Origin of the sequence: Sinomonas halotolerans, from assembly GCF_039615075.1 — a bacterium.
Lineage (GTDB): Bacteria > Actinomycetota > Actinomycetes > Actinomycetales > Micrococcaceae > Sinomonas > Sinomonas halotolerans.
Map to the genome: position 1 here is coordinate 184,817 of NZ_JBDFRB010000002.1, position 23,201 is coordinate 208,017.

General features: G+C 72.2%; 19 protein-coding genes and 1 tRNA gene. 8 read left to right on the forward strand and 12 right to left on the reverse strand.

What is annotated here, in order from left to right:
* The first annotated feature begins 84 nt into the window (after positions 1-84).
* Genes ABCQ75_RS03305 through ABCQ75_RS03315 form a run of 3 tightly spaced genes read left to right on the forward strand, consistent with a single transcriptional unit; the run spans position 85 to position 2,941 of the window.
* Positions 85-1,152, forward strand: a complete 1,068-nt coding sequence (locus ABCQ75_RS03305; protein ID WP_345883092.1) for a metal ABC transporter substrate-binding protein — start codon at positions 85-87, stop codon at positions 1,150-1,152.
* A gap of 56 nt (positions 1,153-1,208) precedes the next feature.
* The gene (locus ABCQ75_RS03310) at positions 1,209-2,042 is read left to right on the forward strand and encodes a metal ABC transporter ATP-binding protein (RefSeq protein ID WP_345883093.1); all 834 of its coding nucleotides are present in this window, start codon (positions 1,209-1,211) and stop codon (positions 2,040-2,042) included.
* Positions 2,039-2,941 (forward strand): metal ABC transporter permease, encoded by a 903-nt coding sequence (locus ABCQ75_RS03315; RefSeq protein WP_345883094.1) that lies wholly within the window; start codon positions 2,039-2,041, stop codon positions 2,939-2,941. The genes ABCQ75_RS03310 and ABCQ75_RS03315 overlap by 4 nt, the downstream gene beginning before the upstream one ends.
* Positions 2,942-2,989: 48 nt before the next feature.
* On the opposite strand, the gene ABCQ75_RS03320 is transcribed toward ABCQ75_RS03315, so the two are convergent.
* Complete coding sequence (locus tag ABCQ75_RS03320) at positions 2,990-3,442, reverse strand: Fur family transcriptional regulator (protein ID WP_345883095.1); 453 nt, start codon at positions 3,440-3,442, stop codon at positions 2,990-2,992.
* Positions 3,443-3,549: 107 nt separating this feature from the next.
* Between ABCQ75_RS03320 and ABCQ75_RS03325 the strand changes: the two genes are divergently transcribed.
* From ABCQ75_RS03325 to ABCQ75_RS03335, 3 genes are all read left to right on the forward strand, one after another.
* Positions 3,550-4,218, forward strand: a complete 669-nt coding sequence (locus ABCQ75_RS03325) for an MBL fold metallo-hydrolase (protein ID WP_345883096.1) — start codon at positions 3,550-3,552, stop codon at positions 4,216-4,218.
* 266 nt (positions 4,219-4,484) lie between these two features.
* On the forward strand, positions 4,485-5,363 hold the full coding sequence (locus ABCQ75_RS03330) for a sulfurtransferase (protein WP_345883097.1): 879 nt from the start codon (positions 4,485-4,487) through the stop codon (positions 5,361-5,363).
* A gap of 77 nt (positions 5,364-5,440) precedes the next feature.
* Positions 5,441-5,869 carry an HIT family protein gene (locus ABCQ75_RS03335; RefSeq protein WP_345883232.1) on the forward strand — a complete coding sequence of 143 codons (429 nt, stop codon included), beginning with the start codon at positions 5,441-5,443 and terminating at the stop codon, positions 5,867-5,869.
* A 189-nt stretch (positions 5,870-6,058) separates the two neighbouring features.
* Here the strand turns inward: ABCQ75_RS03335 and ABCQ75_RS03340 are convergent, their stop codons facing one another.
* The 8 genes from ABCQ75_RS03340 to benA form a co-directional block, all read right to left on the reverse strand.
* Positions 6,059-7,036, reverse strand: coding sequence for a beta-ketoacyl-ACP synthase III (locus ABCQ75_RS03340; RefSeq protein ID WP_427916023.1), 978 nt, complete (start codon positions 7,034-7,036; stop codon positions 6,059-6,061).
* A gap of 66 nt (positions 7,037-7,102) precedes the next feature.
* Positions 7,103-11,260 carry an ATP-dependent RNA helicase HrpA gene (hrpA, locus tag ABCQ75_RS03345; protein ID WP_345883098.1) on the reverse strand — a complete coding sequence of 1,386 codons (4,158 nt, stop codon included), beginning with the start codon at positions 11,258-11,260 and terminating at the stop codon, positions 7,103-7,105.
* Positions 11,261-11,272: 12 nt separating this feature from the next.
* The gene (locus ABCQ75_RS03350; protein ID WP_345883099.1) at positions 11,273-14,251 is read right to left on the reverse strand and encodes a helix-turn-helix transcriptional regulator; all 2,979 of its coding nucleotides are present in this window, start codon (positions 14,249-14,251) and stop codon (positions 11,273-11,275) included.
* A gap of 56 nt (positions 14,252-14,307) precedes the next feature.
* Positions 14,308-15,657: an MFS transporter gene (locus tag ABCQ75_RS03355; protein ID WP_345883100.1), complete on the reverse strand. Its 1,350-nt coding sequence runs from the start codon at positions 15,655-15,657 to the stop codon at positions 14,308-14,310.
* 138 nt (positions 15,658-15,795) lie between these two features.
* A complete protein-coding gene (locus tag ABCQ75_RS03360) occupies positions 15,796-16,614 on the reverse strand; it encodes a 1,6-dihydroxycyclohexa-2,4-diene-1-carboxylate dehydrogenase (protein WP_345883101.1) in 819 nt (272 codons plus the stop codon).
* Positions 16,611-17,681, reverse strand: coding sequence for a benzoate 1,2-dioxygenase electron transfer component BenC (benC, locus tag ABCQ75_RS03365; RefSeq protein ID WP_345883102.1), 1,071 nt, complete (start codon positions 17,679-17,681; stop codon positions 16,611-16,613). The genes ABCQ75_RS03360 and benC overlap by 4 nt, the downstream gene beginning before the upstream one ends.
* 11 nt (positions 17,682-17,692) lie before the next feature.
* Positions 17,693-18,211 (reverse strand): benzoate 1,2-dioxygenase small subunit, encoded by a 519-nt coding sequence (gene benB, locus ABCQ75_RS03370; RefSeq protein ID WP_427916024.1) that lies wholly within the window; start codon positions 18,209-18,211, stop codon positions 17,693-17,695.
* A 36-nt stretch (positions 18,212-18,247) separates the two neighbouring features.
* Positions 18,248-19,618 (reverse strand): benzoate 1,2-dioxygenase large subunit, encoded by a 1,371-nt coding sequence (gene benA, locus ABCQ75_RS03375; RefSeq protein ID WP_345883103.1) that lies wholly within the window; start codon positions 19,616-19,618, stop codon positions 18,248-18,250.
* A 286-nt stretch (positions 19,619-19,904) separates the two neighbouring features.
* Here benA and catA point away from each other — a divergent pair, with 286 nt between their 5' ends.
* Positions 19,905-20,765: a catechol 1,2-dioxygenase gene (catA, locus tag ABCQ75_RS03380; RefSeq protein WP_345883104.1), complete on the forward strand. Its 861-nt coding sequence runs from the start codon at positions 19,905-19,907 to the stop codon at positions 20,763-20,765.
* Positions 20,766-20,824: 59 nt separating this feature from the next.
* On the opposite strand, the gene ABCQ75_RS03385 is transcribed toward catA, so the two are convergent.
* Positions 20,825-21,676 carry an alpha/beta fold hydrolase gene (locus ABCQ75_RS03385; protein ID WP_345883105.1) on the reverse strand — a complete coding sequence of 284 codons (852 nt, stop codon included), beginning with the start codon at positions 21,674-21,676 and terminating at the stop codon, positions 20,825-20,827.
* Positions 21,677-21,738: 62 nt separating this feature from the next.
* Positions 21,739-22,185, reverse strand: coding sequence for an SRPBCC family protein (locus tag ABCQ75_RS03390; protein ID WP_345883106.1), 447 nt, complete (start codon positions 22,183-22,185; stop codon positions 21,739-21,741).
* A 189-nt stretch (positions 22,186-22,374) separates the two neighbouring features.
* Here ABCQ75_RS03390 and ABCQ75_RS03395 point away from each other — a divergent pair, with 189 nt between their 5' ends.
* Positions 22,375-22,941: a TetR/AcrR family transcriptional regulator gene (locus ABCQ75_RS03395; protein WP_345883107.1), complete on the forward strand. Its 567-nt coding sequence runs from the start codon at positions 22,375-22,377 to the stop codon at positions 22,939-22,941.
* Between the two features lie 78 nt (positions 22,942-23,019).
* Here the strand turns inward: ABCQ75_RS03395 and ABCQ75_RS03400 are convergent.
* Positions 23,020-23,092 (reverse strand) — tRNA-Arg (locus tag ABCQ75_RS03400).
* Between the last annotated feature and the right edge of the window lie 109 nt (positions 23,093-23,201).

A 23,201-nucleotide genomic window follows, 5' to 3' on the forward strand; every position in this document is an offset into this window, starting at 1 on the left:
GTACAGTGGAGTTTGCCTGCGATCCATTCTCATCTCCAGTTGGGCCGCTCGCTACACCTTCCCTTCGAGAAGAACCGAGGAACCGTGCGCTCTTCCCTCCTCCGCGCCGCAGCCGGCGGCGTGGCCGCAGCATCGCTCGTCCTGACTGCGTGCGCCCCCTCCCGGGACGCCGGCGCGGCGGACGGCCGCATTGCGGTCGTCGCCTCGACCAACGTGTACGGCAGCCTCGTCGAGGAGATCGGGGGCGACCGGGTCGAGGTGACCTCGATCGTCTCGAAGCCGACCCAGGACCCGCACTCCTACGAGGCCACGGCCCAGGACCGCCTCGCCGTCTCGAAGGCACGCCTCGTCGTCGAGAACGGCGGCGGCTTCGACGCCTTCATCGCCCCGCTCCTCGAGGAGTCCGGAGTGGAGAAGGCGGACGTCGTCACCGCGGTCGAGGTGGCAGGGCTCGAGCCGGGGACGGACCATGCCGACGCCTCGGTGAGCCCGGGCACGCACGCGGAGGAGACGGCGTCGGGCGCGAGCGCAGATGCACACGCGGAGGAGACGGCGTCGGGCGCGAGCGCAGATGCACACGCGGAGGAGACCGCCGGCGCGCACGCGGACCACGCCCACGCCTTCAACGAGCATGTCTGGTACGACGTGCACGCCATGGGCGAGGTCGCAGAGGCCATCGCGGAGCGCCTCGGCGCGCTGGACCCGGAGTCCGCGCCTGTTTTCGCCGAGCGTGCCGCGGGCATCGCCAAGAGGCTCGGGACAGTCGAGGAGACCCTGACGGGGCTCAAGGACGCGCACGGCGGGCAGCACGTGGTCATGACCGAGCCCGTTCCGTTCTACCTCCTCGAGGCGGCGGGCCTCGAGGATGCGACCCCTGAGGAGTTCATCGAGGCGGTCGAAGAGGAGCAGGACGCCCCGCCGGCCGCCCTCAAGGAGACCTTGGACCTCGTCGCCTCGGGCGAGGTGCGCGTGCTCGCGTACAACCCGCAGACGGAGGGCACCCAGACGCGCCAGGTGCGCGCGGCTGCCGAGGCGGCCGGCGTCGAGGTCGTCGAGTTCACCGAGACGCTGCCCGAGGGCACCGACTACGCATCGTGGATGGAGGCCAACGCCACGGCGCTCGCCGACGCCCTCGCGAAGGCCTCTGCGTGAGCGCAGCCCGTGCGGTGCATGCCGGAGCGGGTGCCGCTGTCCTAGACTCTCCAGACATGACACCAGTGGGCCGCGCTCCGGCCGTACGGCTGCGCGGCGCGTCCCTCTCCTTCGGCCCGCGGCGCCTCTGGTCGGGACTGGACCTCGACATCGCCCCGGGTGAGTTCTTCGCCGTCCTCGGCCCGAACGGAAGCGGCAAGACGAGCTTCCTCAAGGCGCTGCTCGGCATCGTGCCCCTCACCGAGGGGACGGTCGAGCTCGCGGGCCGTCCAGCAGGCCGCCGCGGGGGAGGCATCGGCTACATCCCGCAGCAGCGAGCGTTCTCCCCGGACACGCCCCTGCGCGCGCGTGACCTCGTCGGACTCGGGATCGACGGGCACCGCTGGGGTATCCGCACCAGGCGCAGGGCTGTCGAGGCCCGGATCGAGGCCCTCCTCGCGACAGTGGGCGCGACCGACTACGCCAAGGTGCCGGTGGGCCGCCTCTCGGGCGGCGAGCAGCAGAGGCTCCGCGTGGCGCAGGCGATCGCCGACAGCCCCGAGGTCCTCCTGTGCGACGAGCCGCTCCTCTCCCTCGACCTCAACCACCAGCAGGCCGTGAGCCGGCTCATCGACGCCCAGCGGCGCGAGCACGACGCCGCAGTCGTGTTCGTGACCCACGAGATCAACCCGATCCTCGACTACGTGGACCGTGTCCTCTACCTCGCCGACGGGCGCTTCCGCGTAGGCCGGCCCGAGGACGTCATGACCACCGAGGTCCTCTCCGACCTCTATGGGAGCCGTGTCGAGGTGTCCCGCGTGAACGGGCGCATCGTCGTCGTCGGCCTCCCCGACGCGACGACGCATCATCACGAGCCCCTGCACCATGACCACGGGAAGGAGCCGGTGTGAGCCTCGGCGACATCCTCGACGCCGTCTTCTCCTTCGAGAACTACGGCGAGATCCTCGCGCTCGTGCAGAACTCCGTGTGGGCGGGCGCCGTCCTCGGGCTCCTCGGCGGGGTGGTGGGCACGTTCGTCATGAAGCGCGACCTCGCGTTCGCGGTCCACGGCATCTCCGAGCTCTCCTTCGCGGGAGCCGCGTTCTCGCTCCTGATCGGCGCTGACGTGGTGTTCGGCTCGGTGGTCGGCTCCGTCGTCGCGGCTGTCCTCATCGCCGTCATGGGCGGACGGGCCCGCGAGAAGAACTCCGTGATCGGGGTGCTCATGCCGTTCGGCCTGGGCCTCGGCATCCTCTTCCTGGCCCTCTACGAAGGCCGGGCCGCCAACAAGTTCGGGCTCCTCACGGGGCAGATCGTCGCGGTGGACACGATCCAGCTCCAGCTCCTCGCCGTGACGGCCCTCGTGGTCCTTGCGGTGCTCGTGGCCGTGTGGCGCCCGCTCGACTTCGCGAGCGTGGACCCCGAGATGGCTCTGGCCCGCGGGGTCCCCGTCCGGGCCCTGAGCCTCGTGTTCCTGCTACTCCTCGGTGTGAGCGTGGCGCTGGCGATCCAGGTGGTCGGGGCGCTGCTCGTCCTCGCGCTGCTCATCACGCCCGCGGCGGCTGCGCTCAAGGTCACCTCGTCCCCGCGCCTCGCCGTCGTGCTGAGCGTCGTGTTCGCGGTGGCGGCGACAGTCGGCGGGATCCTCCTCGCGCTCGGCGGAAGGCTGCCCATCAGCCCCTACATCACGACGCTCTCGTTCGTCATCTACGCAGTGTGCGCTGCCGTGGGCGGGGTTCGGGCCCGCCGCGGGGCCGGAGGCCGGACCGGCGTACCGCGCGGCACGGAGCGCACGCCCGTCGCGGCCTAGCCTCCTGGGTCAGGCGGCGCCGGTTCTGCCCTCGGCTCCGGCCCGGCCCTAGGTGCCCTGGCCGGTGCCCGCGAGCGCCGTGCACTCGGGGCAAAGTCCGAAGATCTCCACGGTGTGCGCAACATCGGTGTACCCGTGTTCGCGGGCCACGCGGCTCGCCCACGTCTCGACCGCGGGGGCCTCGACGTCCACGGCCTTCCCGCAGTTGCGGCACACGAGGTGGTGGTGGTGGCCCGTGGCCTCGCAGCGGCGGTACACAGCCTCGCCGTCGTCGTTGCGCAGGACGTCCACGACGCCCTCGTCCGCCATGGACTGGAGGATCCGGTACGTGGTGGCGAGGGAGACGGAAGCGCCCTCATCATGGAGGCGCCGGTGCAGGTCCTGCGTGCTCACGAAGTCCTCGAGCCGGTCCAGCGCTGCCGAGACGGCGAGCCGCTGCCGGGTGACCCGCTGCTCCTTCCGTGCCGGGCGCGCATCCTCGTGCGCCGTGCTCTCGGCCACGTGTCCTCCAGTCCTCGTGCTCAGTGCCGTGCGGTCCACAAGCCTAGCAAGCGGACGCCCTGCGACGGGCCGCCTTGGGCCCGATTCCCGCCGCTACACTGGCGCCCATGAGGCTGACCAAGTTCACCCATTCGTGCGTCCGCGTCGAGAAGGAGGACAGCGGCAGGACCCGAGCGCTCGTCATCGATCCCGGGAACTTCTCCGAAGTCGAGGACGCGCTCGCCGGGGCCGAGGCCTTCCTCGTGACCCATGAGCACGCCGACCACCTGGACGTCGACCGCGCCGCCGCGGCGCTCGCCCAGGACCCTGGACTCTCGGCCTGGGCGCCCGCGGCCTCGGCCCAGAAGCTCCGCGACGCCGCGCCCGGCGCCGAGGGGCGCATCACGACCGTGGAACCGGGGGACCGGTTCCGCGCCGCCGGCTTCTCGGTGCGCACGTTCGGCAGCCAGCACGCCCTCATCCACGCCTCGATCCCGGTCGTGGCGAACATCGGCTACCTGCTCGACGGCGAGGTCTTCCACCCCGGGGACTCCTTCACCGTGCCGCCCGGGCTCGAGGTCCCGACGCTCCTCGCACCGATCCATGCGCCATGGAGCCGGGTCGGGGAGGTCCTCGACTTCGTCATCGCGGTCCGGGCCCGCCGCGCCGTCCCCATCCACAATGCCCTGCTCAACGAGCGCGGGCTCGGGATCGTCGAGGGCCATGTGGCCCGCGTGGCCGCCCAGTACGGCACCGAGTACGTCCGGCTCGCGGCAGGCGAGTCCTTGGAGCTCTAGCCGGCCAGCCAGGCGCGGACCGGACGTGTCCCCGGCGCCGCGTGCCGGCGTCGTGCACGCCTCCAGCACGCCTCCAGCACGCACCGGACGTGCTCCCGGCGCCGCGTGCCGGCGTCGTGCGCCCATCCCCGCCCGTCCTGGCGGACAGTGCTCGGCGCTGGGCCCTTCCGCCGCTAGGGTGAGGGTGCCGGCCGCACACCCCGCTGCCGGCCACGCTGCCCCCTCGGGGGGAGCGGAACGCGTCCTCACAAAGGAGTGGAACGGTCATGAGCACACCCAGGGTCTTGGTCTCGGCGGCAGAGCTCGCGCGCAGGATCGCGGACGGCAGGCGGACGGTGGTCCTCGACGTCAGATGGAGCCTGGGCGGTCCCGACGGCCGCACCGCCTACGCGGAGGGCCATATCCCCGGCGCCGTGTTCGCCGACCTCACCGCCGAACTGGCTGTCCCGGTCGCTGCCGGGAGCGCAGAGGAGGCCGCCGGTGGGCGGCATCCGCTCCCGCCGCGGGAGCGGTTCGAGGAGTCGGCCCGGCGGTGGGGGATCGACGACGGCGACGCTGTGGTCGTGTACGACGACGTGTCGGGGCAGTCCGCGGCCCGGGCCTGGTGGATGCTGCGGGACGCCGGCCTGGCGGACGTCCGCATCCTCGACGGCGGCCTGGCCGCCTGGCTGCGCGCGGGGGAGGAGCTCGAGTCCGGGCACGAGCTCGCTGCGCTGGGCAACGTGCACCTCGTCTCCGGCGTCCTTCCCCGGATCGACGCCGACGAGGCCGCCTCCTTCCCGGGAGTCCTGCTCGACGCGCGGGCCGGGGAGCGGTACCGCGGAGAGGTGGAGCCCGTGGACCCGAGGGCGGGGCACATCCCCGGCGCCGTGAGCGCCCCCACAGCAGGGAACCTCGCCGCGGACGGGACGTTCCTGCCGCCCGCCGCACTGCGCGAGCGCTACGCCGCGCTCGGCGTGCGCCCGGACCGGCCCACGGCCGTCTACTGCGGGTCCGGGGTGACGGCCGCCCACGATGTCGCTGCCCTCGCGGTCGCCGGCTTCGACGCAGCCCTGTACCCCGGTTCGTTCTCCCAATGGTCCCGTGACCCGGCCCGACCGGTGGTCCTCGGTGACTCCCCGGATGGGATAGCGTCGGCGTCATGACCCCACGTCCCGTCATCCCCGGCGCAGACAAGATCGCCCAGGACCTGTCCGCCCGCGCTGGCTCAGAGAGGAACGGCATGAGCACCGTGTTCACGAAGATCATCGAGGGGGACATCCCCGGGCGGTTCGTGTGGAAGGACGACGACGTCGTGGCCTTCCTGAGCATCGGGCCGCTCGCCGAGGGCCACACCCTCGTGGTCCCGCGCGAGGAGGTCGACCGGTGGACGGACGCCTCGCCGGAGCTCTTCGCCAAGGTCGCCGCGGTCGCGCAGACCATCGGCAGGGCGCAGGTCGAGGCGTTCGGCGTCGAGCGGGCCGGCGTCATCATCGCCGGCTTCGAGGTCCACCACCTGCACGTGCACGTGTGGCCGGCCAGCTCCGAGGCCGAGTTCGACTTCAAGCGCGCCGAGAAGGACCCGGACCCCGCGGTCATGGATGCCGCAGCGCAGCGCATCCGCGAGGCCCTTCGTGCCGCGGGCCACGGCGAGCACGTGCCCCAGGCCTGAGGGACCCGCAACGGCCCGCCAGGGACCCCGTATCGGCCTGGCAGGGACCCCGCATCGGTCTGGCAGGGACCCCGTATCGGCCTGGCAGCTGGATCGCTCGGGTTGTGGGGTCCCTGGCGGCTTCTTGTGGGGTCCCTGGCGGCTTCTTGTGGGGTCCCTGGCTGCTTCTTGTGGGGTCCTTGGCGCGCGTCAGCCGCGCCGTGGCGTCATCGCGACCATGCCCGCGTAGGTGAAGCCGCCGCCGAACCCGAAGAGGAGCGCGGGGACGTCTTCGGGGATCCGCCCCGCGTGCCACCACCGGCTCAGGCCCAGCGGGACACTCGCAGCCGAGGTGTTGCCGGACTCGGTCACGTCCGTCACGACGATCCGGTCCGCGAGCCCGAGCGCGTCGGCGAGCGGTTCGATGATGCGCAGGTTCGCCTGGTGCGCGGCCAGCACCTGGATGTCCGCGAGGGCCAGCCCGGCGCGCTCGACGGCGGCGCGCGCGTGGTCCGCCGCGTCCGTGAGGGCCCAGCGCAGCACCTCGCGGCCGTTCTGGGAGAAGGTGCCGCTCGGCGGCCCGATCCGCACAGCGTCGGCCAGGGCCGGCTTCGATCCCCACACGACCGGCCCGATCCGCGGGGTCCCGCTGGGGCGCACGACGGCGGCGCCGGCGCCGTCCGCGGTGAGCACCGCCGTCGTCCGGTCCGTCCAGTCGGTGACGGACGAGAGCTTCTCCGCCCCGATGACGATCGCATGCGTCGCCGAGCCCGTGCGGATGGACTGGTCCGCGACGCCGAGCGCGTACTCGAAGCCCGAGCATGCCGTGTTGACGTCCATGATGCCCGGCCCCCGGCCGTCTGCGCCGAGCCCGAGCGCCGCCGAGACCCTGCCCGCGGTGTTGGGGGAGCGCTCCTCGGCGGTCGTCGTCGCGACGACGACGAGGTCGATCGCCTCGGCGGGGAGGCCCGAGTCCTCGAGGGCGTGCCGTGCGGCGTCGGTGGCGAGGTCCGCGACCGTCTGGCCGTCCGCGATGCGGCGCGTGACGATCCCGGTGCGCTGGCGGATCCACTCGTCCGAGGTGTCCATCATGCCCTCGAGCTCGTGGTTGTCCATGAGCCGGCTGGCCTCGGCGTGGCCGAGTCCTGCGATCTCGGTGCCGGCGGCGGGGGTGGGGAGACGCAGCACGGGGGTCCTTTCGTAGCTGGCGGGCGGCCGCAGCCGTCCAGGGATTGGGGTGGGGCAGATGCCCGATCAGGCCGGTGCGAGAGTCTCGGAGAGGGCCTGGCGCACCCGCTTCTCGGAGACCTTCCCGGCGGTTCCGAGCTCCACCGCGAAGAGGCTCACGCGCAGTTCCTCGATCATCCATCTGACGCGCTCGAGGTGGGCCTGATTCCGGCCTGTGGGCGCGAGGGCCGCCACCGCGTCGTCGTAGTCGTCCTCAAGGGCCTGGACGGCGGCCATCGCGACCCCGTCGCGCTGCACGTTCGCCGGCATCTTCTCGAGGCGGCGCTCGATCGCGGCGAGGTAGCGGGGCAGGTGCGCGAGCTGCGCATAGCCCGTGCGGGCTACGAATCCCGGGTACACGAGCTGCTCGAGCTGCGCCTTGACGTCGTTGAGGCCTGATACGAGCGCGAGGCTCGTCGTGCCCCTGAGGGCCTTCCCGATCCGCAGCGACGCCGCGAGGACCTGCTCCACGATGGCGGTGACCTTGAACACCGTGTCGATCAGCTCGGTCCTGACCTCGTCGTACAGCGCATCGAACGCCGCCCGGTCCCAGGGGAGCTCCGCGGGGACGAGGCGGTCGACCGCGGCGAGGACGCAGTCCGCGATGAGCTCGGCGACTGAGCCGTGCGGGTTCTGGCTGAACGTGAGCTTCTCGCGGTTGTTGAGGTGCTCGAGCACGTAGCGGTCCGGTGGCGGCACGCGCAAGGCCAGGAGGCGGATCACGCCCCCGCGGTGCGCGGCGAGCTGGTCCGCCTCCGTCTGGAAGACGCGCAGCCCGGCCGTCCCGCGCGATCCCTTGGGCGGCCGGCCGTCCGGTCCTCTGCCTGCCCCGCGCACCTCGCGCACCTCATCGATGAGTGCGGGGTACCCCGTCACGGTGTGGCCGCCGACCACAGTGCTCGCCGTGCGCGGTATGGTCCCGACGCTCCACTCGGTCAGGCCGCTGCGCTCCGTGAAGCCGGCCGCCGTGCCCCTGGCACCCGCCGGCCCGGATCCCTGCGAACGCCCGGACCCCGAAGGCCCGGACCCCTGCGCAGGCCCATCGCCCTTCGCAGGCCCATCGCCCTTCGCAGGCCCAGGCCCCTTCACCGGTCCGGACCCCTTCACCGATCGGGCCTTCCCCGACGCCGGCGGGGCAGGGGTGGCGCCGAGGGACTCGGCGATCGCGCGGCGCGTGGCCGGCGCGAGCTGCTCCTTGAGGGCGGCGAGATCCTTGCCCGTGCCGAGCACCTTCCCCTGCGGATCGACAACGGAGAAGGAGAAGAGCAGGTGCGGCGGGACAGCGTCCCAGTTCCACGAGCCGGGCGGGATGATCTGCCCCTTGAGCCGGCGCAGGACCAGCTCGAGCGACTCCTCGAGGCGGTCCGTGCCCGGGTCGAAGTCAGCCTCGAGTGCAGCGACGGCCCGGCGGGCCACGTCCGGGGCGGGGACGAAGTTCTTGCGGACCTGCTTCGGGAGGGACTTGATGAGGGCCGTGACGAGTTCGACGCGCTGGCCGGGAACCTGCCAGCGGAACGGCTCGGGGTCCAGCTGGTTCAGGAACAGCACCGGGACCTCGGCGGTCACTCCGTCGGACGGGTCCGGCGTGGAGCCCGGCGCCACGGGGTGGAACTCGTAGGCGAGCGGGAGGTCGAACCCGCCCTGTCGCCACACGGTCGGGTACGCAGCCTCGGCCGTCTCCACGGCGGAGGCCGCCTCCTCGCGCAGCACGAGGGCACGGTCGAAATCGAGGAGGTGCTCGTCCTCGTGCCGCGCCTTCTTCCACCACGCGTCGAAGTGCCGTTCCGAGACGATCCCCTCCGGGATGCGGGAGTCGTAGAACTCGAAGAGGGCCTCGTCGTCGGCCCGGAGACTGTGGCGCCGCAGCCGTGTCTCGAGCTCGTCGACCTCCTCGAGCAGGGCGCGGTTGCGCTTGAAGAAGTGGTGCCGCGTGTTCCAGTCGCCCTCGACGAGGGCGTGCCGGATGAACAGCTCCCGCGCCAGGCGCGGGTCGATCCGCGCGTAGTTGACCCGCCGCTGCGCCACGAGCGTGACGCCGTAGAGCGTGACCTTCTCGTACGCCATGACCGAGCCGGAGCGCTTGGACCAGTGCGGCTCCGAGTACTGGCGCCTCACGAGGTGCGGCGCCACGGCCTCCGCCCAGGCAGGGTCCATCTTCGCCGCCGTGCGGGCCCAGAGCCGGCTCGTCTCGACGAGCTCGGCCGCCATCACGTAGGTGGGGTTCTTCTTGAACAGCGCCGACCCCGGGAACACCGCGAACCGGGTGCCCCGGGCGCCGAGGTACTCGCGCCCGCGCTCGCCCTTGCGCTCGTCGAGCAGCCCGATGTGGCTCAGGAGGCCCGCGAGGAGGGACTGGTGCACGGCCTCGTGCTTGCCCACCGGGTCCGTCTCGCGGCCCGAGCCCGGCGAGATCCCGAGCGGTCGGGCGAGCTGGCGCAGCTGGGCGTAGAGCTCCTGCCACTCGCGCACGCGGAGGAAGTTGATGAACTCGGCCTTGCACAGGCGGCGGAACGCCGAGGAGGAGAGCTCGCGCTGCTGCTCCTGGAGGTAGTTCCACAGGTTCAGGTAGGCCGTGAAGTCCGAGTTCTCGTCCCTGAACCGCGCGTGCAGCTCGTTCGCGGCCTCGCGCCTGCCGGTCTCCTGGGAGGGCCGCTCGCGCGGGTCCTGGATCGTCAGCGCCGCGGCGAGAACCATGACCTCGCGGGCACAGTCCCGCCGCCCGGCCTCCACGATCATGCGTCCGAGCCGCGGGTCCACGGGCAGCTGCGCGAGCTGGTGGCCCACCGCGGTAAGCCCCGCCGGGGCGCCCTTGCCGGCCTTGTCCCGGCCCGCGCCGTCGGCGAGAGCGCCGAGCTCGCGCAGGAGCGTCACGCCGTCGGTGATCGCGCGCGACTCGGGCGGCTCGACGAACGGGAACGCCTCGACGTCCTTGGGGCCCTTCGCGATCCCCATCGCCGTCATCTGGAGGATGACCGCGGCGAGGTTCGTCCGCAGGATCTCCGGATCGGTGAACTCGGGCCGCGAGAGGAAGTCCTCCTCGGAGTAGAGGCGGATGCAGATGCCGTCCGAGACGCGGCCGCAGCGCCCGGAGCGCTGGCGTGCGGAGGCCTGCGAGACGCGCTCGATCGGCAGGCGCTGCACCTTGGTGCGGTGCGAGTAGCGGGAGATCCGCGCAGTCCCCGTGTCGATGACGTACTTGATGCCCGGGACCGTGAGCGAGGTCTCGGCGACGTTCGTGGCCAGGACGATCCGGCGCCTGCCGCCGGGCGTGAAGACGCGGTGCTGCTCGGCGAGCGAGAGCCGGGCGAAGAGCGGGAGGATCTCGGCGCCGGCCATGCGCGGGTTCCTCTGGACGCTCGCCGCGAGCGCCTCTGCAGCATCGCGGATCTCGCGCTCGCCGGAGAAGAAGACGAGGATGTCCCCGGGCGCCTCGCGGGAGAGCTCGTCCACCGCGTCGCACACGGCGTCCACGGGGTCGCGGTCCTCCTCGAGCGCGTCGTCGGAGCGTTCGACGGCGGCCTCGTCCCCTCCGCCTCCCGTTCCACCCTCGTCTCCCGGTTCCGCCGTGAGGGGGCGGTAGCGGATCTCCACGGGGAAGGTGCGGCCCGAGACCTCGAGCACGGGGGCGGGCTCGGAGGTGCCGTCCGGGAGGTTGCGCGCGAAGTGCCGGGCGAAGCGCTCCGGGTCGATGGTCGCGGAGGTGATGACGACCTTGAGGTCCGGGCGCTGGGGCAGGACCCGCCTGAGGTAGCCGAGGATGAAGTCGATGTTGAGGCTGCGCTCGTGGGCCTCGTCGATGATGATCGCCGAGTAGCGGGACAGGAGGCGGTCCCGCTGGATCTCGGCGAGCAGGATGCCGTCGGTCATGAGCTTGACGCGGGTCGCGGAGCTGACCTCGCCCGTGAAGCGCACCTGGAAGCCGACCTCGGCGCCGAGCTCTACCCCGAGCTCCTCGGCGATCCGCTCTGCGACCGTGCGGGCGGCGAGGCGGCGCGGCTGGGTGTGGCCGATGAGGCCCTTCTCGCCGAGGCCGAGCTCGAGCAGCATCTTGGGCAGCTGCGTGGTCTTGCCCGAGCCGGTCTCACCGGCGACGACGGTGACCTGGTTCTCTCGGATGGCCGCCATGATGTCGTCCCGGCGCTCGGAGACGGGCAGGGCGGCGGGGTACGTGATCGTCAGGGCCATGGCGCATCCAGTCTAGTCGGGGCCGGCCGCCGGCCGTGCCGCGGATGCGGGCCGCCCGGCCGCGAAGCCCGCAGCGAGCTCGGACCGCGAGCTGATCCCGAGCTTCGCGTAGATCCGCGTGAGGTGGTACTGCACCGTCTTGACCGAGACGAAGAGCTCCCGTGCCGCGTCCCGGTTGCTCATCCCGGAGGCGACGAGGCGGATCACCGCCTCCTCCTGGGCCGTGAACGCGGCCCCCGCAGGGACCCCGGGCACTGGGCCAGCAGCCTGGCCGCCGGCCGCTGCGCCCATGGATGCCACGGCACCGGTCCCGGTGCCGGCGGCCTGGAGCTCGCGCTCGCACCGCGCCGCGTCCACCACAGCCCCGAGCGCGGCGAATCCGTCCCGCGCCGTCGAGAGCACGGCCGCCGCGTCCCGGCGCCGTCCCGCGCGCCGGAGGGTCTGGCCGTAGGCGAAGCGGATGCGCGCGGAGTCGTACGGGAGGGCCAGGCCCGCGATCGCGCCGAGCGCGCCCTCGAAGGAGGCCATGGCGTGGTCGGTCTCGCCGCGGGCCGCGAGGATCCGGCCGCGCACCGAGGCGAGCCGCGCCGTCGTGCTGCGGTGGCTGAGCTCGCGGGCACGCGCCTCGAGGGGCCGCAGGAAGGCATCCGCCGCGTCCAGGTCCCCCGTCCGCACGAGGGCCTTGGCGTACACGTCCTGCCACGGCCAGAAGCCGGGCTCGTCGATGCCCCGGGTGCGGTCCAGCCGGACCACGGGCTCGCATGCTCGCAGCACCGCCGGGTGGTCGCCCCGCGCCTCCGCGACCGCGGCGGCCGCCATGGCCGCGCCCAGGTGCATGACCGGGTAGGCCTCGGCCGCGCTCGCAGCCGCTGCGGCGTGCTGCTCGGCCGCGTCGGCGTCAGCCCGGAGCGCGAGGACCTGCGCCGCCGTCCAGTGCAGGAGGGGGTCCACGAGCTCCATGCCCACGGGCGTGTTGAGCGCGAGCCCTGCCCGGGCGGTGGCGAGCGCATCGTCCCAGCGTCCCCCGAGGAACTCCGCGCGGGCGAGCATCGCGTGCGCCCACAGGGTGATGCGCAGGGACCCTGGCCGGCGCGCGGGCTGGATGGCGGCCCGCAGCTCGAGCCGGGCCTCGTCGAGGTCGTCGAGGGCCAGGGCCAGCCAGCCGCGGCCCAGCTGGAGGCGCTGGCTGCGGGCCCCGAGGTGCGGCGAGGTGGCGAGCTCGCGGTACGCCGCGTGGGCCTCCCGGTGGCGGCCCGCGGAGCCGAGCCCGAGCCCGAGCATGGCACGTGCCTCGAGGCCCGCGGTGCTGTCCGGGCCGGAGAGGCGCACGGCGGTCTCCGTCCACGCGAGCAGGGAAGGGCTGTCCCACGAGGCGAAGGAATGCAGCACCCGGTACTGGGCGATGCGCGAGGACACCTCCCGGGATGTGTCTGCCGGTCGCGAGGCCCACGCCCGTTCGAGCAGCGCGCCCGCCCGGCGCGCGTGGCCGCGGTGGATCGCGTAGTACGCGAGCGCGGCGTCGCGCAGCGCGCTCTGGGGGAGCGACTCGATCTGCCGGATGAGCGGCGCGGCCCGGGGAAGGTCGCCGGCGCCGATCATGGCCTCGGCGGCCTCGAGGAGGCGCTCCTCGCGCAGGCGCGGCTCGGTGTGGAGCCTGCTCGCGGCCAGGAGCGCGTCCGCGGCGGCGCTCCAGTTGCCCGCCGTGGACTCGGCGGCAGCGAGCGCATCGGCCTCCCCGGCGATCGCGGCGTCCGGAGACGTGGCCGCGGCCACGAGATGGTGCACCCGCTCCCGCGTGGACGGCGCCTGCGCCGCCGCGCGCGAGTGGAGCGCGGCGCGGGCACCCGGGCCGAGGCCGTCCACGACCGCGCGGCGCACGAGTTCCTCCCGCACGGCCACCCTGAGGGTGCCAGCCACGTTCCAGCAGTCCAGGAGCCCGGCCGACCAGGCCTCGTCCGCGGCGGCGAGCACGGCCTCTGGAGTGCAGTCGAGCCCCGCGAGGGCGGCCGCGTCGGCTGCCGCTGGCGTCCCGCCGAGGATGCCCACGGCCTCGACGAGCGCGCGGGCAGAGCGGGAGAGGCCCTCGAGGGCCCGTGCGGTGCGCGAGGCCACCGAGGCGGGCACGGACCGCGGCCCTTCCGACGCCATGGCGGAGGCGCCCAGCAGCTCCTCGCCCTCGGCGAGCGCCTCGAGCGCGAGCCCGGGGTACCCGCGGGAGGCGCCCATGAGCGCCTCGAGCGCCTCTGCGGAGAGCTCGAGGCCCGCGCGGGCGGACGCGAGCCCGCGCAGGGCCGCCGGTCCCAGGGGCGCGAGCCGCAACCGCCGGGCGCCCACCGCCGCGGCGAACACGGCAGCCGGGGAGCCCGGGTGGGCACCGGCGGGGCCCATCGTCCCGAGCATGAGGAGGGGGACGGCCAGCCTGCGGAATGCGTAGGCGAGCGCCTCGAGCGAGAGCGCGTCGGCGTGCTCGAGCGCATCGAGCACCACGAGCGCTGCGCTGTGCGCGCCGGCGGGGGACCGGTCAGGCGCAGGCGCGCCGTCAGGTGCCGGGGTGCGCCCCTCTGCAGGAGTGCTGGTGTCGGGACCGCCCTCCGCGAGCGCCGTGAGCCGGTCGAGGGCAGCCATGCCGGCCGGAAGCCAGGCCGGCTGCTCCGCGGGGGGCGACCACCCGGCGTCGTGCGTGCCTTCCTCCCCGCCCGGGTGCGTGCCTGCCGGCTCGTCTGTGTCCGCGGGACCGCGAGCCGGGACGATGCCGAGCTGGCCGAGCATTCCGCCCTGGAGCGCGCGCTCCCACTCCGAGCCTGTGGCGCGTAGGGCTGCCACCCCCGGGTGGCGGGCGGCGAAGGCGGCCACGAGCGCGCTCTTGCCGATCCCCTCCGGGCCTTCGATGATGACGCACTGGGGGCTCCCGGACGCGGCAAGGCCCAGGAGCGCGTCCAGTTCGGACAGCTCCTGGGCCCTGCCAACGAGTTCGCCATCGAGAATCGCCATGCCCCGACGCTAGCGGGAAACGGCGCGGCACGCCTCATGCCCCACGGCGAAGGGTGCTATACCCGTGCGGCCTCCGGCCCGTCCTGCAGGCTCGGGGACGGCGCCGGGTCCCGGCGCGGACGCGGGACGAGGACAGTCACGAGGGCGCCGCCGAGGGCGATCCCGGCGAAGATCCAGAACGCGGTCTGGCCCGAGGCGCCCGCGCCCAGGAGCACCCCGCCCACGACCGGGCCGAGGATGCCGCCGAGGCGGCCGAAGCCGGCGCACCAGGCCACCCCGGCGGCACGGGCCCGCGTCGGGTAGAAGTTCGCCATGAACCCGTACACGAGCACCTGCGTGCCGATCGTGCCGATCCCGGCCACGCCCACGGCCGCGAGGAGCGCGCCGAACGGCAGCGGCACGGTCATGAGGACGAGCGCGGCGGCCGCGAGGGCGAACGTCCCGGCGATGATGCGCTTCGGCCCGGTGCGGTCCACCGTCACCGCCGCAGCGAGGCCGCCGAAGATGGCTGCCGCGTTGAGCACGAGGAGGAACGTGAGCGAGTACTCCTTGCCGAAACCGTACATGCGCATGATCTCCGGGAGCCAGGTGGTGAGGCCGTAGGTGAGCAGGAGGCCCGCGAAGCTCATGAGGCCCATGAGCGCCGTGGGGAGCGCGTAGCGGCGGGTCGCGAGGCCCTTGAAGCCCAGGGGCACCTCGGCGTCCGGCGTGGCCTCCCGTTCCTGGGGCGGGAGGGCCAGGCCGGCGCGCTCCGCCGCGCGCTCGGCCTCGGCGGGGCGGCCGCGCGCGAGGAGCCACAGCGGGGACTCGGGCAGCCTGGCCAGGGCGAACGGGAGGATGAGCACGAGCGGAAGGGCGCCGATCCAGAACAGCGGCCGCCAGTGGCTCCCCCCGCCGAGGGAGATGGCAAGGAGCGAGGCGAGCACTCCGCCGAGGGGGACGCCCGAGTAGACGATCGCGTTGTAGAGGTTCTTGCGGCCGGCCGGGGCGAACTCCGCGACGACCGCGCCGGCGGTCGCGACGAGCGCGCCGACGCCGATCCCGGTGAGGAAGCGGAAGATGCCGAACGCGGCCACGGACGAGGTCATCGCCGTGGCGCCCATGCCGAGCGAGAACCAGACGATCGCGGTGAGCATGACGCGGCGGCGGCCGATGTAGTCGCCGATCGCGCCGCAGCCCAGCGCGCCTACCATGACGCCGATGAGCGCGTAGCTGCCCAGGGCGCCCGCCGCCGCAGGGTCGAGCGCCCCGATCTGGGACGGATCGCGCAGGAGGGTGGAGACGACCGTGCCGTACACGACGAGGTCGTAGCCGTCGAAGGTGAGGGCCGCGGTCGCGAGGGCGACGACCCAGAGGACCGTGTGCTTCTGGCGCAGTGTGGCAGCGCCGGGGGATGGCAGTGGCATGCAGGGACTCCATTGTCGATGCGGTGAGGGCCAGAGGTGTGAAGCGGGTGGAACAGGCGAAGCGGGTGGAACAGGCGAAGCGGTGAATCAGGTGGAACAGGGTCGCGCAAGGGGGGGCCGGGGCGGCGGCCCGGGCGGTCAGCCCAGGTCGCCCCCGGCCACGGGCAGGATGGTGCCCGTGATGTAGGACGCCTCGTCCGAGGCGAGGAAGCAGATGGCGGCCGCCTGCTCGTCGAGGGTGCCGTAGCGCTTCAGGAGCGAGGAGTCCACGGTCTGGTCCACGATCTGCTGGTACCAGGCCTTCTCCTGCTCGGTCTGGGGCAGGGGCCCGCGCTGGACGGCGCGCGGGGGGGCCTCGGTGCCCCCCGGCGCGGTGGCGACGACACGCACCCCGTGCGGGGCCGCCTCGAGGGCGAGCGCCGTCGTGATGGCCCCGACCCCACCCTTCGCCGCCGCGTACGGGACGCGGTTGACGCCGCGGGTTGCCACCGAGGAGACGTTGACGATCGTGCCGGACCCCTGGGCGATCAGGTGGGGTAGCGCCGCCCGGCAGGTCCAGAGCGTCGGGAACAGCGAACGGCGCACCTCCTTCTCGATCTCCTCGGCCGTGTAGTGCTCGAACGGCTTGGCCCAGATCGTCCCGCCCACGTTGTTCACGACGACGTCGATGCGCCCCGCCGCGGCGAGGGCTGCGCCTACGGCGTCCACCGCGCCGTCGTACGCCTCGAGATCAGCGGTGACGCTGTGCACGGGGACGCTGTGCACGGTGACGCCGTGCGCCGTGCCGCCCGCTTCGCGGAGGGCTTCGGCCACGCCGTGCACGAGCTCTGCCCGGTCCACGAGGACGACCTCGCCGCCCTCGGCCGCGATCCGCTCGGCGACCGCCCGGCCGATGCCCTGGGCCGCGCCCGTGACGAGGACGGCCTTGCCCGCGAAGCGCCCGGTGTGGACGGTCACGCCGCGCCCGCCGGGTGCAGGGCGCGCTCGTGCGGCACGCCCACGGCGAAGCGCTCGTAGTAGAAGTTCGACGGCGTGATCCCCTCGCCGTCGAAGTGCTTCCGCACCGCGTCGACCATGGCGGGCGGGCCGCACAGGTAGACGTCCACGTCGCCGTCGTTGAGGTGGCCGGGCGCGAGGTGCTGGGTGACGTACCCCTTCTTCGGATGCTCCGATGCCGGGTCCGCCACGATCGTGTCGAAGGTGAAGCCCTCGATCCGCTCGGCGTACCGTCCGAGGGCGTCGACCTCGACGAGGTCCTTGTCCCAGGTGACGCCGTAGGCCATGTGGATCGGGAACGCGGGCTGGGCCCCGGATTCCGCCGCCTGCGCGATCTTCTCGAGCATCGCGAGCTGCGGGGCGATCCCCGTCCCGCCGGCGAGCATGAGGACAGGGCGCTTGACGTCGCGCAGGAAGAAGCTCCCGATGGGGCCCTCGAGCTCGAGGGTGTCGCCCTCGGAGGCCCGCTCCTTGAGGTACGTGGTCATGACGCCGTCCGGCGCGGTCCGCACGAGGAACGCGAGCTGGTCCTGGTCCGGGCCGCTCGAGAACGAGTAGCTGCGCTCCTCCTCCGTGCCGGGGACCTTGACGTTCATGTACTGGCCGGGCAGGAAGTGGAGGTCCTGGCGGTTCTCGAGCGTCAGGGTCAGTCCCGCCGTGTTGTCCGCGTACCAGTGCAGGTGGTCGATCCTCGCCGTGAAGGCGCCGATGCCGCTCTTGGCCATCTCGGCGGTGCCGGCGATCCGCAGCACGAGGTCCGTCTCGGGGACCATCTGGCAGGGCAGGCAGAAGCCGGCCTCCGCCTCGTCATCGGTCAGGGCCTCCTCGATGTAGTCCCCGCCGTCGTAGGAGCCGGACTCGCAGAACGCCTTGCACGTCCCGCACGCGCCGTCGCGGCAGTCGAGCGGGATGTTGATGCGGGCCTTGTAGGACGCGTCCGCGACGGTCTCGCCGGGGTTGGCGGTGACGAAGCGCGTGACGCCGTCCTCAAAGCTCAGGGCCACCTTGTAGCCCATGGTGTGGCTCATGCCGCTCCCTTTCAGATGTGGTAGATGTCCACGACGTGGTGGATGTAGTCGTTCTTGAGGACGACCTTCTTCTTGGTGATGACCGGCTGCGTCCCGGCGAAGTCGATCGTGTAGAAGGACGTGCCGAAGTACGGGTCCACGGTGTTGTAGCGGTAGTAGAGGGTGAGCCAGTTGAAGCGGACGTCCACCACGTCCCCGTCCTGGTGCAGGATCTCGACGTTCGAGATGTTGTGGCCCGTGCGCGGCTCGGGGAGGCTCGTGGCGCTCGAGCGGTCGGTCTTGATGCGGAAGACGCGGTCCTCGAGCCCGCCGCGGTTGGCGTAGTAGATGAGCGAGATCTCGCTCTGGGGGTCCTCGGTGAGGGTGTCGTCGTCCGCCCAGGCGGGCATCCAGAACTCGGCCTCGGGGTGGTAGCAGTCGAGCCAGCGGTCGAACTCGCGGTCGTCGAGGAAGCGGGACTCGCGGTAGAGGAACTGGCGGATGTCCTCGAGGCCGATCACGCCCGGCTCATGCGTTGCCATCAGGGTCATGGGAAGTCTCCTTGTCGAAGGGTCTGCGGGACCGCGTCAGCGGGCCGAGGAGTCGGCGGCGGCAGCCTCGGCGTCGACCGCCTCGCGCATGGCCTCGAGCCAGTAGCCGTGCTGGATGGGGTAGAGGCCCTCGTCCTCGGTCCGCGCGCCGCTCGAGAGCGGGTTGAGCCCGAGGCCCTTGGCGGTCTCGTCCGGACCCGCGATCTGGTGGGCCACGCCGCGGCTCATGTCGTTCCAGGGTGCCGCGGTGGCGAGGTAGGTCTTCTGGCAGGAGCGGAACTCCTCGAGGTCGTCCGGCGTGGCCATGCCCGTGGCATTGAAGAAGTCCTCGTACTGGCGGATCCGGTTGGCCCGGGCTGCGGCGGACTCGCCCTTGGGCGCGATGCAGTAGATCGTGACCTCGGTCTTGTCAACCGAGATGGGCCGGAAGTGGCGGATCTGCGAACTGAACTGGTCCATGAGGTACACGTTCGGGTAGAGGCAGAGGTTGCGGGACGCCCCGACCATGAACTCGGCGCGCTCCGGGCCGAACTGCTGGGCCCACTCGTCCTTCTTGTCGAAGTTGGGACGGTCCTGCGGGTTGCCCCACCACATCCACAGGAGAAGGTGGCCGTGCTCGAACGAGTAGTAGCCGCCGCCCTGCTTGCCCCACGAGCCGGCGTCCATGGCCTTGGTCTCGTTGCTGGACTCGCCGGTGCTGCGGCGGGCCGTGGTGGCTGCGTAGTTCCAGTGCGTCGCGGAGACGTGGTACCCGTCCGCGCCGTTCTCCGCCTGCACCTTCCAGTTGCCGTCGTAGGTGTAGGTCGAGGCGCCGCGCAGGACCTCGAGCCCCTCGGGGGACTGGTCCACGATCATGTCGATGATCTTCGCGGCGTCGCCCAGGTGCTCCTCGAGCGGCTTGACGTCCGCCTTGAGGCTTCCGAAGAGGAAGCCGCGGTAGCTCTCGAAGCGGGCCACCTTCGTGAGGTCGTGCGAGCCCTCCTTGTTGAACTGCTCGGGGTAGCCGGCGCCGCGCGGGTCCTTGACCTTGAGGAGCTTGCCCGTGTTGGAGAACGTCCAGCCGTGGAAGGGGCACGTGAATGTGGTGCGGTTGTCCGTCTTGCGGCGGCAGAGCATTGCCCCGCGGTGGCTGCAGGCGTTGATGTTGGCGTAGAGCTCGCCGTCCTTGGCCCGCGAGATGATGATCGGCTGGCGGCCGATGTAGGTGGTGAAGTAGTCCCCGACCTCGGGGATCTGGGACTCGTGGGCGAGGTAGACCCAGTTGCCCTCGAAGATGTGCTTCATCTCGAGCTCGAAGAGCTCCTCGTCGGTGAAGTTGCTCCGGTTGGCGCGGTAGATGCCGTTGTCGGGGTCCTCGACGACCGCGTCGGCGAGCCTGCTGCGCACCTGGTCGAGCATTTCCGTCATGGTTCCTCCAGTTGCTCTGCCGCGACCACCTCGTCGCAGCCTCCGAACGATGGTGCCAATCGGGTGGCGCACATCACACTGGGGAAATGCCTAGGCCTGCCCAAGGGTGGAATTGAGACGGGGAGCATCTGAATCATCGCGAATAAAGTATTTGTCCTGTCACAATCGCCCGGCCTACCGTGGTGGACGACGCGAGGCCCTGTGCGGCAGGCCGCGGGGCATCAGGCCTCGCAGGCCCCCGAGGCGGGCCCCACGAGACCATTCGGAATCATCGAGGAGGATGACCATGACGGAGACCACCACCGAGTTCAGCCCGACGGCGTCAGCGGCCGGCAGCAAGGCCACCGAGCGGTTCAGGGAGAGCGGCAAGCGCGCGGGGCTCGACGTCCCACAGGAGCGTGTATCGCTGCTGGCCAAGGAGGTCCTCGAGGCCGTCTACGCGACGATCCGCCGCCACGAGGTCACGTACGCGGAGTACAACGCGCTCAAGGACTGGCTCATCTCCGTGGGCGAGGACGGCGAGTGGCCCCTGTTCCTCGACGTGTGGGTCGAGCACGTGGTCGAGGAGGTCGCGACATCGGACCGCAAGGGTTCCAAGGGCACGATCGAGGGCCCGTACTACGTTCCCGGTTCGCCGGCCTCCGAGGGAGTGGCGCGCCTGGACCGCCGTGCTGACGAGCCGGGCACCGAGCTGGTCTGGCGCGGGCATGTCCGCGATCTCGAGGGCCGCGGCCTCGCCGGCGCGACGGTCGAGGTCTGGCATGCCGACGCCGACGGCTTCTACTCGCAGTACGCCCCCGGCCTGCCCGAGTGGAACCTGCGCGGCACTGTCGTGACCGCGGCGGACGGCAGCTTCGAGGTCCAGACCATGCGCCCCGCCCCCTACCAGATCCCCACCGACGGCGCCTGCGGGAAGCTCATCGCCGCGGCCGGCTGGCACGCGTGGCGCCCCGCGCACATCCACGTCAAGGTCTCCGCCCCAGGCCAGCAGCAGCTCACCGCGCAGCTGTACTTCCCCGGGGACGCGCACAACGAGGACGACATCGCCTCGGCCGTCAAGCCGGAGCTCATGCTCGACCCGAAGCCCGCGGCCGGCGGGCGCGGCGAGGAGATGGTGTACGACTTCGTGCTCGACCCCGAAGCCTGAGCAGCCGGACACCGGCCGGGAGCGCCCCACGGGGCACTCCCGGCATCTGGCCGTGAACCTCAGGAGGAGGAATTGGGGCGGCCCGCCCGGGAGGCCTCTTCGAAGAACCGGATGGCTCTTTCCGCCACGACGCCGGGACAGTGGTCGGGGAGGAAGTGGCCCTCGCCGGGGAGGATCTCTGTGGTGATATTGCGGCCGCGTCCGGCGTGGTGGCCCATCTCCTGCAGGGCAGCAGAGGGTTCCCGTGCGCCGATGAGGACGAGGGCTGGCGTTGAGAATTCCCTCTGGGCGTACGCGCCGAAGATGATGGACATGAAAGCCGGGAGGATGGTGTTGCGGTAGAGGGCAGAGCCCGCTGTGGCCCTGCTGTGCCTTGCCATCGCGGCGCGGTAGAGCGCGATGTCATCCTCTGCGACTCCCCCTGGCGGCTCGAAGGCCGTGAAGAGGTGCCGCACGAGCCTGTGGTTTCGCTGGAGGCGCGGGCCGACGGCCGGGACCGCGAGGGCGAAGGCGTGCCAGATCTTGGGCAGGAGCGAGAGCAGTCGGGCGTTGGGCCTGATGTGCACGTCGGGAGCGCCGGTGACGACGAGCGCCTCGACGAGGTCGGGACGTTCCACCGCCAGAAGCTGGGCGACGAGGGCGCCCCAGTCGTGTGCGAGGAACCGAGCGCGCGGGACCTCCAGCTGTTCCATGAGCCCGACGAGGTCCCCGATGAGGGTCTGGGCGTTGTAGCCGCGCGGTGGCGCGTCCGTCCAGCCGAAGCCGCGCTGGTCGACGGCGACTACGTGGAAGTGCTCCGCCAGGCGGGCGATGACGGCATGCCATTCCCACCAGTTCTGGGGGAAGCCGTGCAGGAGGATCAGCGGGTCGCCCTCGCCGGCCTCGGCGACGTGCATGCTGAGCCCACGCACGTCAATCCACCGGTGCGCCACGCCCTCAAGCTGCGGCATTGAGGTCTTGGGGCCGGGGGGGATCATGTCCGGCCGTCCAGCAGGCGGGCCAGGGTTCTGAGGTTCGCCCGGAGCGACCGGCGCAGGAGCCTGTTCACCAGCGGAGCGGGCAGCCTGCGCAGGAGCCCGCCCATCGTGGCCGCCGTCTCGAGACGCTCGGTGAGGTGCGTGCCGCCGCCGGCCGGTTCCATCGTGAACACCGCGGTGAGGTCCCGGGTTCCCTCTACCGAGCGTGAAGCCATGCGCCGCGGTGGGTCGAACTCCGTGAACTCGACCACCCAGTCGAACTGCTGGCCCATGAATCGTGTTGTCCCCCAGCCGCGCGTTCCCAGCCCTGGGGGACCGTCGCCGACCCGGCCGGACGCAGTGACGAAGGCGTCATAGGCCGAGAGGTTGTCGAAGTCCGCCAGGAAGTCGAAGACCTCCTGCGGCCGCCGCGCGATGAGGACGCTGTGTTCCACTGCAGGCATCGGATTCTCCTTCGAAGCTGCCCGGCGCTCGTAGCTGCATGACGGGGGGCCTCGAGGATGCACCCTCGCCGGATGCGCGGCCGCCTCAGGAGGGCCGAGCCGTGAGGGCGCCCTGGGCGACAGCCGCGCCTGCCATGGAGCGATTCTACTACTTCTTTAGTGGGATGTCACTGCGTCTATAGTGGTCCTATGTCGACTCGGCAAAAAGCTCTCCAGGCGGCTGCCGAGCTCCTCGGCACCCAGGGCCTGAGGGCCCTCACGCACACGAGGGTCGACGAGGCCGCTGGGATCCCGAGGGGGTCGACGTCGAATTACTTCCGCACGCGCGCCGCGCTCCTGACGGGCGTCGTGGACTGGATTGCGGAGCAGGACCTGGCGGAGCTCGGAGCGCCCCCGAGCCCGCCGGCCGACGTCGGGGAGTTCGTCGCGCTGCTGGTCCAGGGCGTCGAGCACATCACCACCGCTTCCCGGACCCGGACCATCGCCCGCTACGTGCTCTTCCTCGAGGGCACGCACAATGAAGACGTCCGGCGGCCACTGCTCGCCGGCAGGGTGCGCTTCCGGGCCTTCGTCGAAACCGCCATGGCGCGCCTGGGAGCGCCTGACCCGGCGGCCGCGGCGACTGCGATCACCGCAGTCGGCGAGGGCATGATCCTGCACCGGCTGGCGGTCGACCCCGAAGCGGACGTGCTCGCGGCGATCGACGCCGTCGTCCGTGCCTTCGTGCCACGGCGACGCGGCCGCGCCCGGAGCTGAGACACGGCAGGCCACCGCGTGCCCGGGCCGGGGGACGACGAAGGCCCCGCCGATCAGATCGGCGGGGCCTTCAGGCTGTGCCCTCGATAGGATTCGAACCTACGGCCTTCTGCTCCGGAGGCAGACGCTCTATCCCCTGAGCTACGAGGGCAGCTCGTGTTCCGAATCGGAACTCGTCGAGCTTATCAGGTCCGCGGCGGCGTTGTGCAAACCCGCCTCGCTGGCGGTGGAGCCAGGCCGTGGAGCCAGGCCGCGCGGCC

Bases quoted from the DNA above. Each gene is read 5' to 3' on its own strand.
- ABCQ75_RS03310 (WP_345883093.1), top strand. From the start codon at position 1,209: ATGACACCAGTGGGCCGCGCTCCGGCCGTACGGCTGCGCGGCGCGTCC.
- ABCQ75_RS03325 (WP_345883096.1), top strand. From the start codon at position 3,550: ATGAGGCTGACCAAGTTCACCCATTCGTGCGTCCGCGTCGAGAAGGAG.
- ABCQ75_RS03330 (WP_345883097.1), top strand. From the start codon at position 4,485: ATGAGCACACCCAGGGTCTTGGTCTCGGCGGCAGAGCTCGCGCGCAGG.
- ABCQ75_RS03335 (WP_345883232.1), top strand. From the start codon at position 5,441: ATGAGCACCGTGTTCACGAAGATCATCGAGGGGGACATCCCCGGGCGG.
- hrpA (WP_345883098.1), bottom strand. From the start codon at position 11,260: ATGGCCCTGACGATCACGTACCCCGCCGCCCTGCCCGTCTCCGAGCGC.
- ABCQ75_RS03350 (WP_345883099.1), bottom strand. From the start codon at position 14,251: ATGGCGATTCTCGATGGCGAACTCGTTGGCAGGGCCCAGGAGCTGTCC.
- ABCQ75_RS03355 (WP_345883100.1), bottom strand. From the start codon at position 15,657: ATGCCACTGCCATCCCCCGGCGCTGCCACACTGCGCCAGAAGCACACG.
- benC (WP_345883102.1), bottom strand. From the start codon at position 17,681: ATGAGCCACACCATGGGCTACAAGGTGGCCCTGAGCTTTGAGGACGGC.
- benB (WP_427916024.1), bottom strand. From the start codon at position 18,211: ATGACCCTGATGGCAACGCATGAGCCGGGCGTGATCGGCCTCGAGGAC.
- benA (WP_345883103.1), bottom strand. From the start codon at position 19,618: ATGACGGAAATGCTCGACCAGGTGCGCAGCAGGCTCGCCGACGCGGTC.
- catA (WP_345883104.1), top strand. From the start codon at position 19,905: ATGACGGAGACCACCACCGAGTTCAGCCCGACGGCGTCAGCGGCCGGC.
- ABCQ75_RS03390 (WP_345883106.1), bottom strand. From the start codon at position 22,185: ATGCCTGCAGTGGAACACAGCGTCCTCATCGCGCGGCGGCCGCAGGAG.
- ABCQ75_RS03395 (WP_345883107.1), top strand. From the start codon at position 22,375: ATGTCGACTCGGCAAAAAGCTCTCCAGGCGGCTGCCGAGCTCCTCGGC.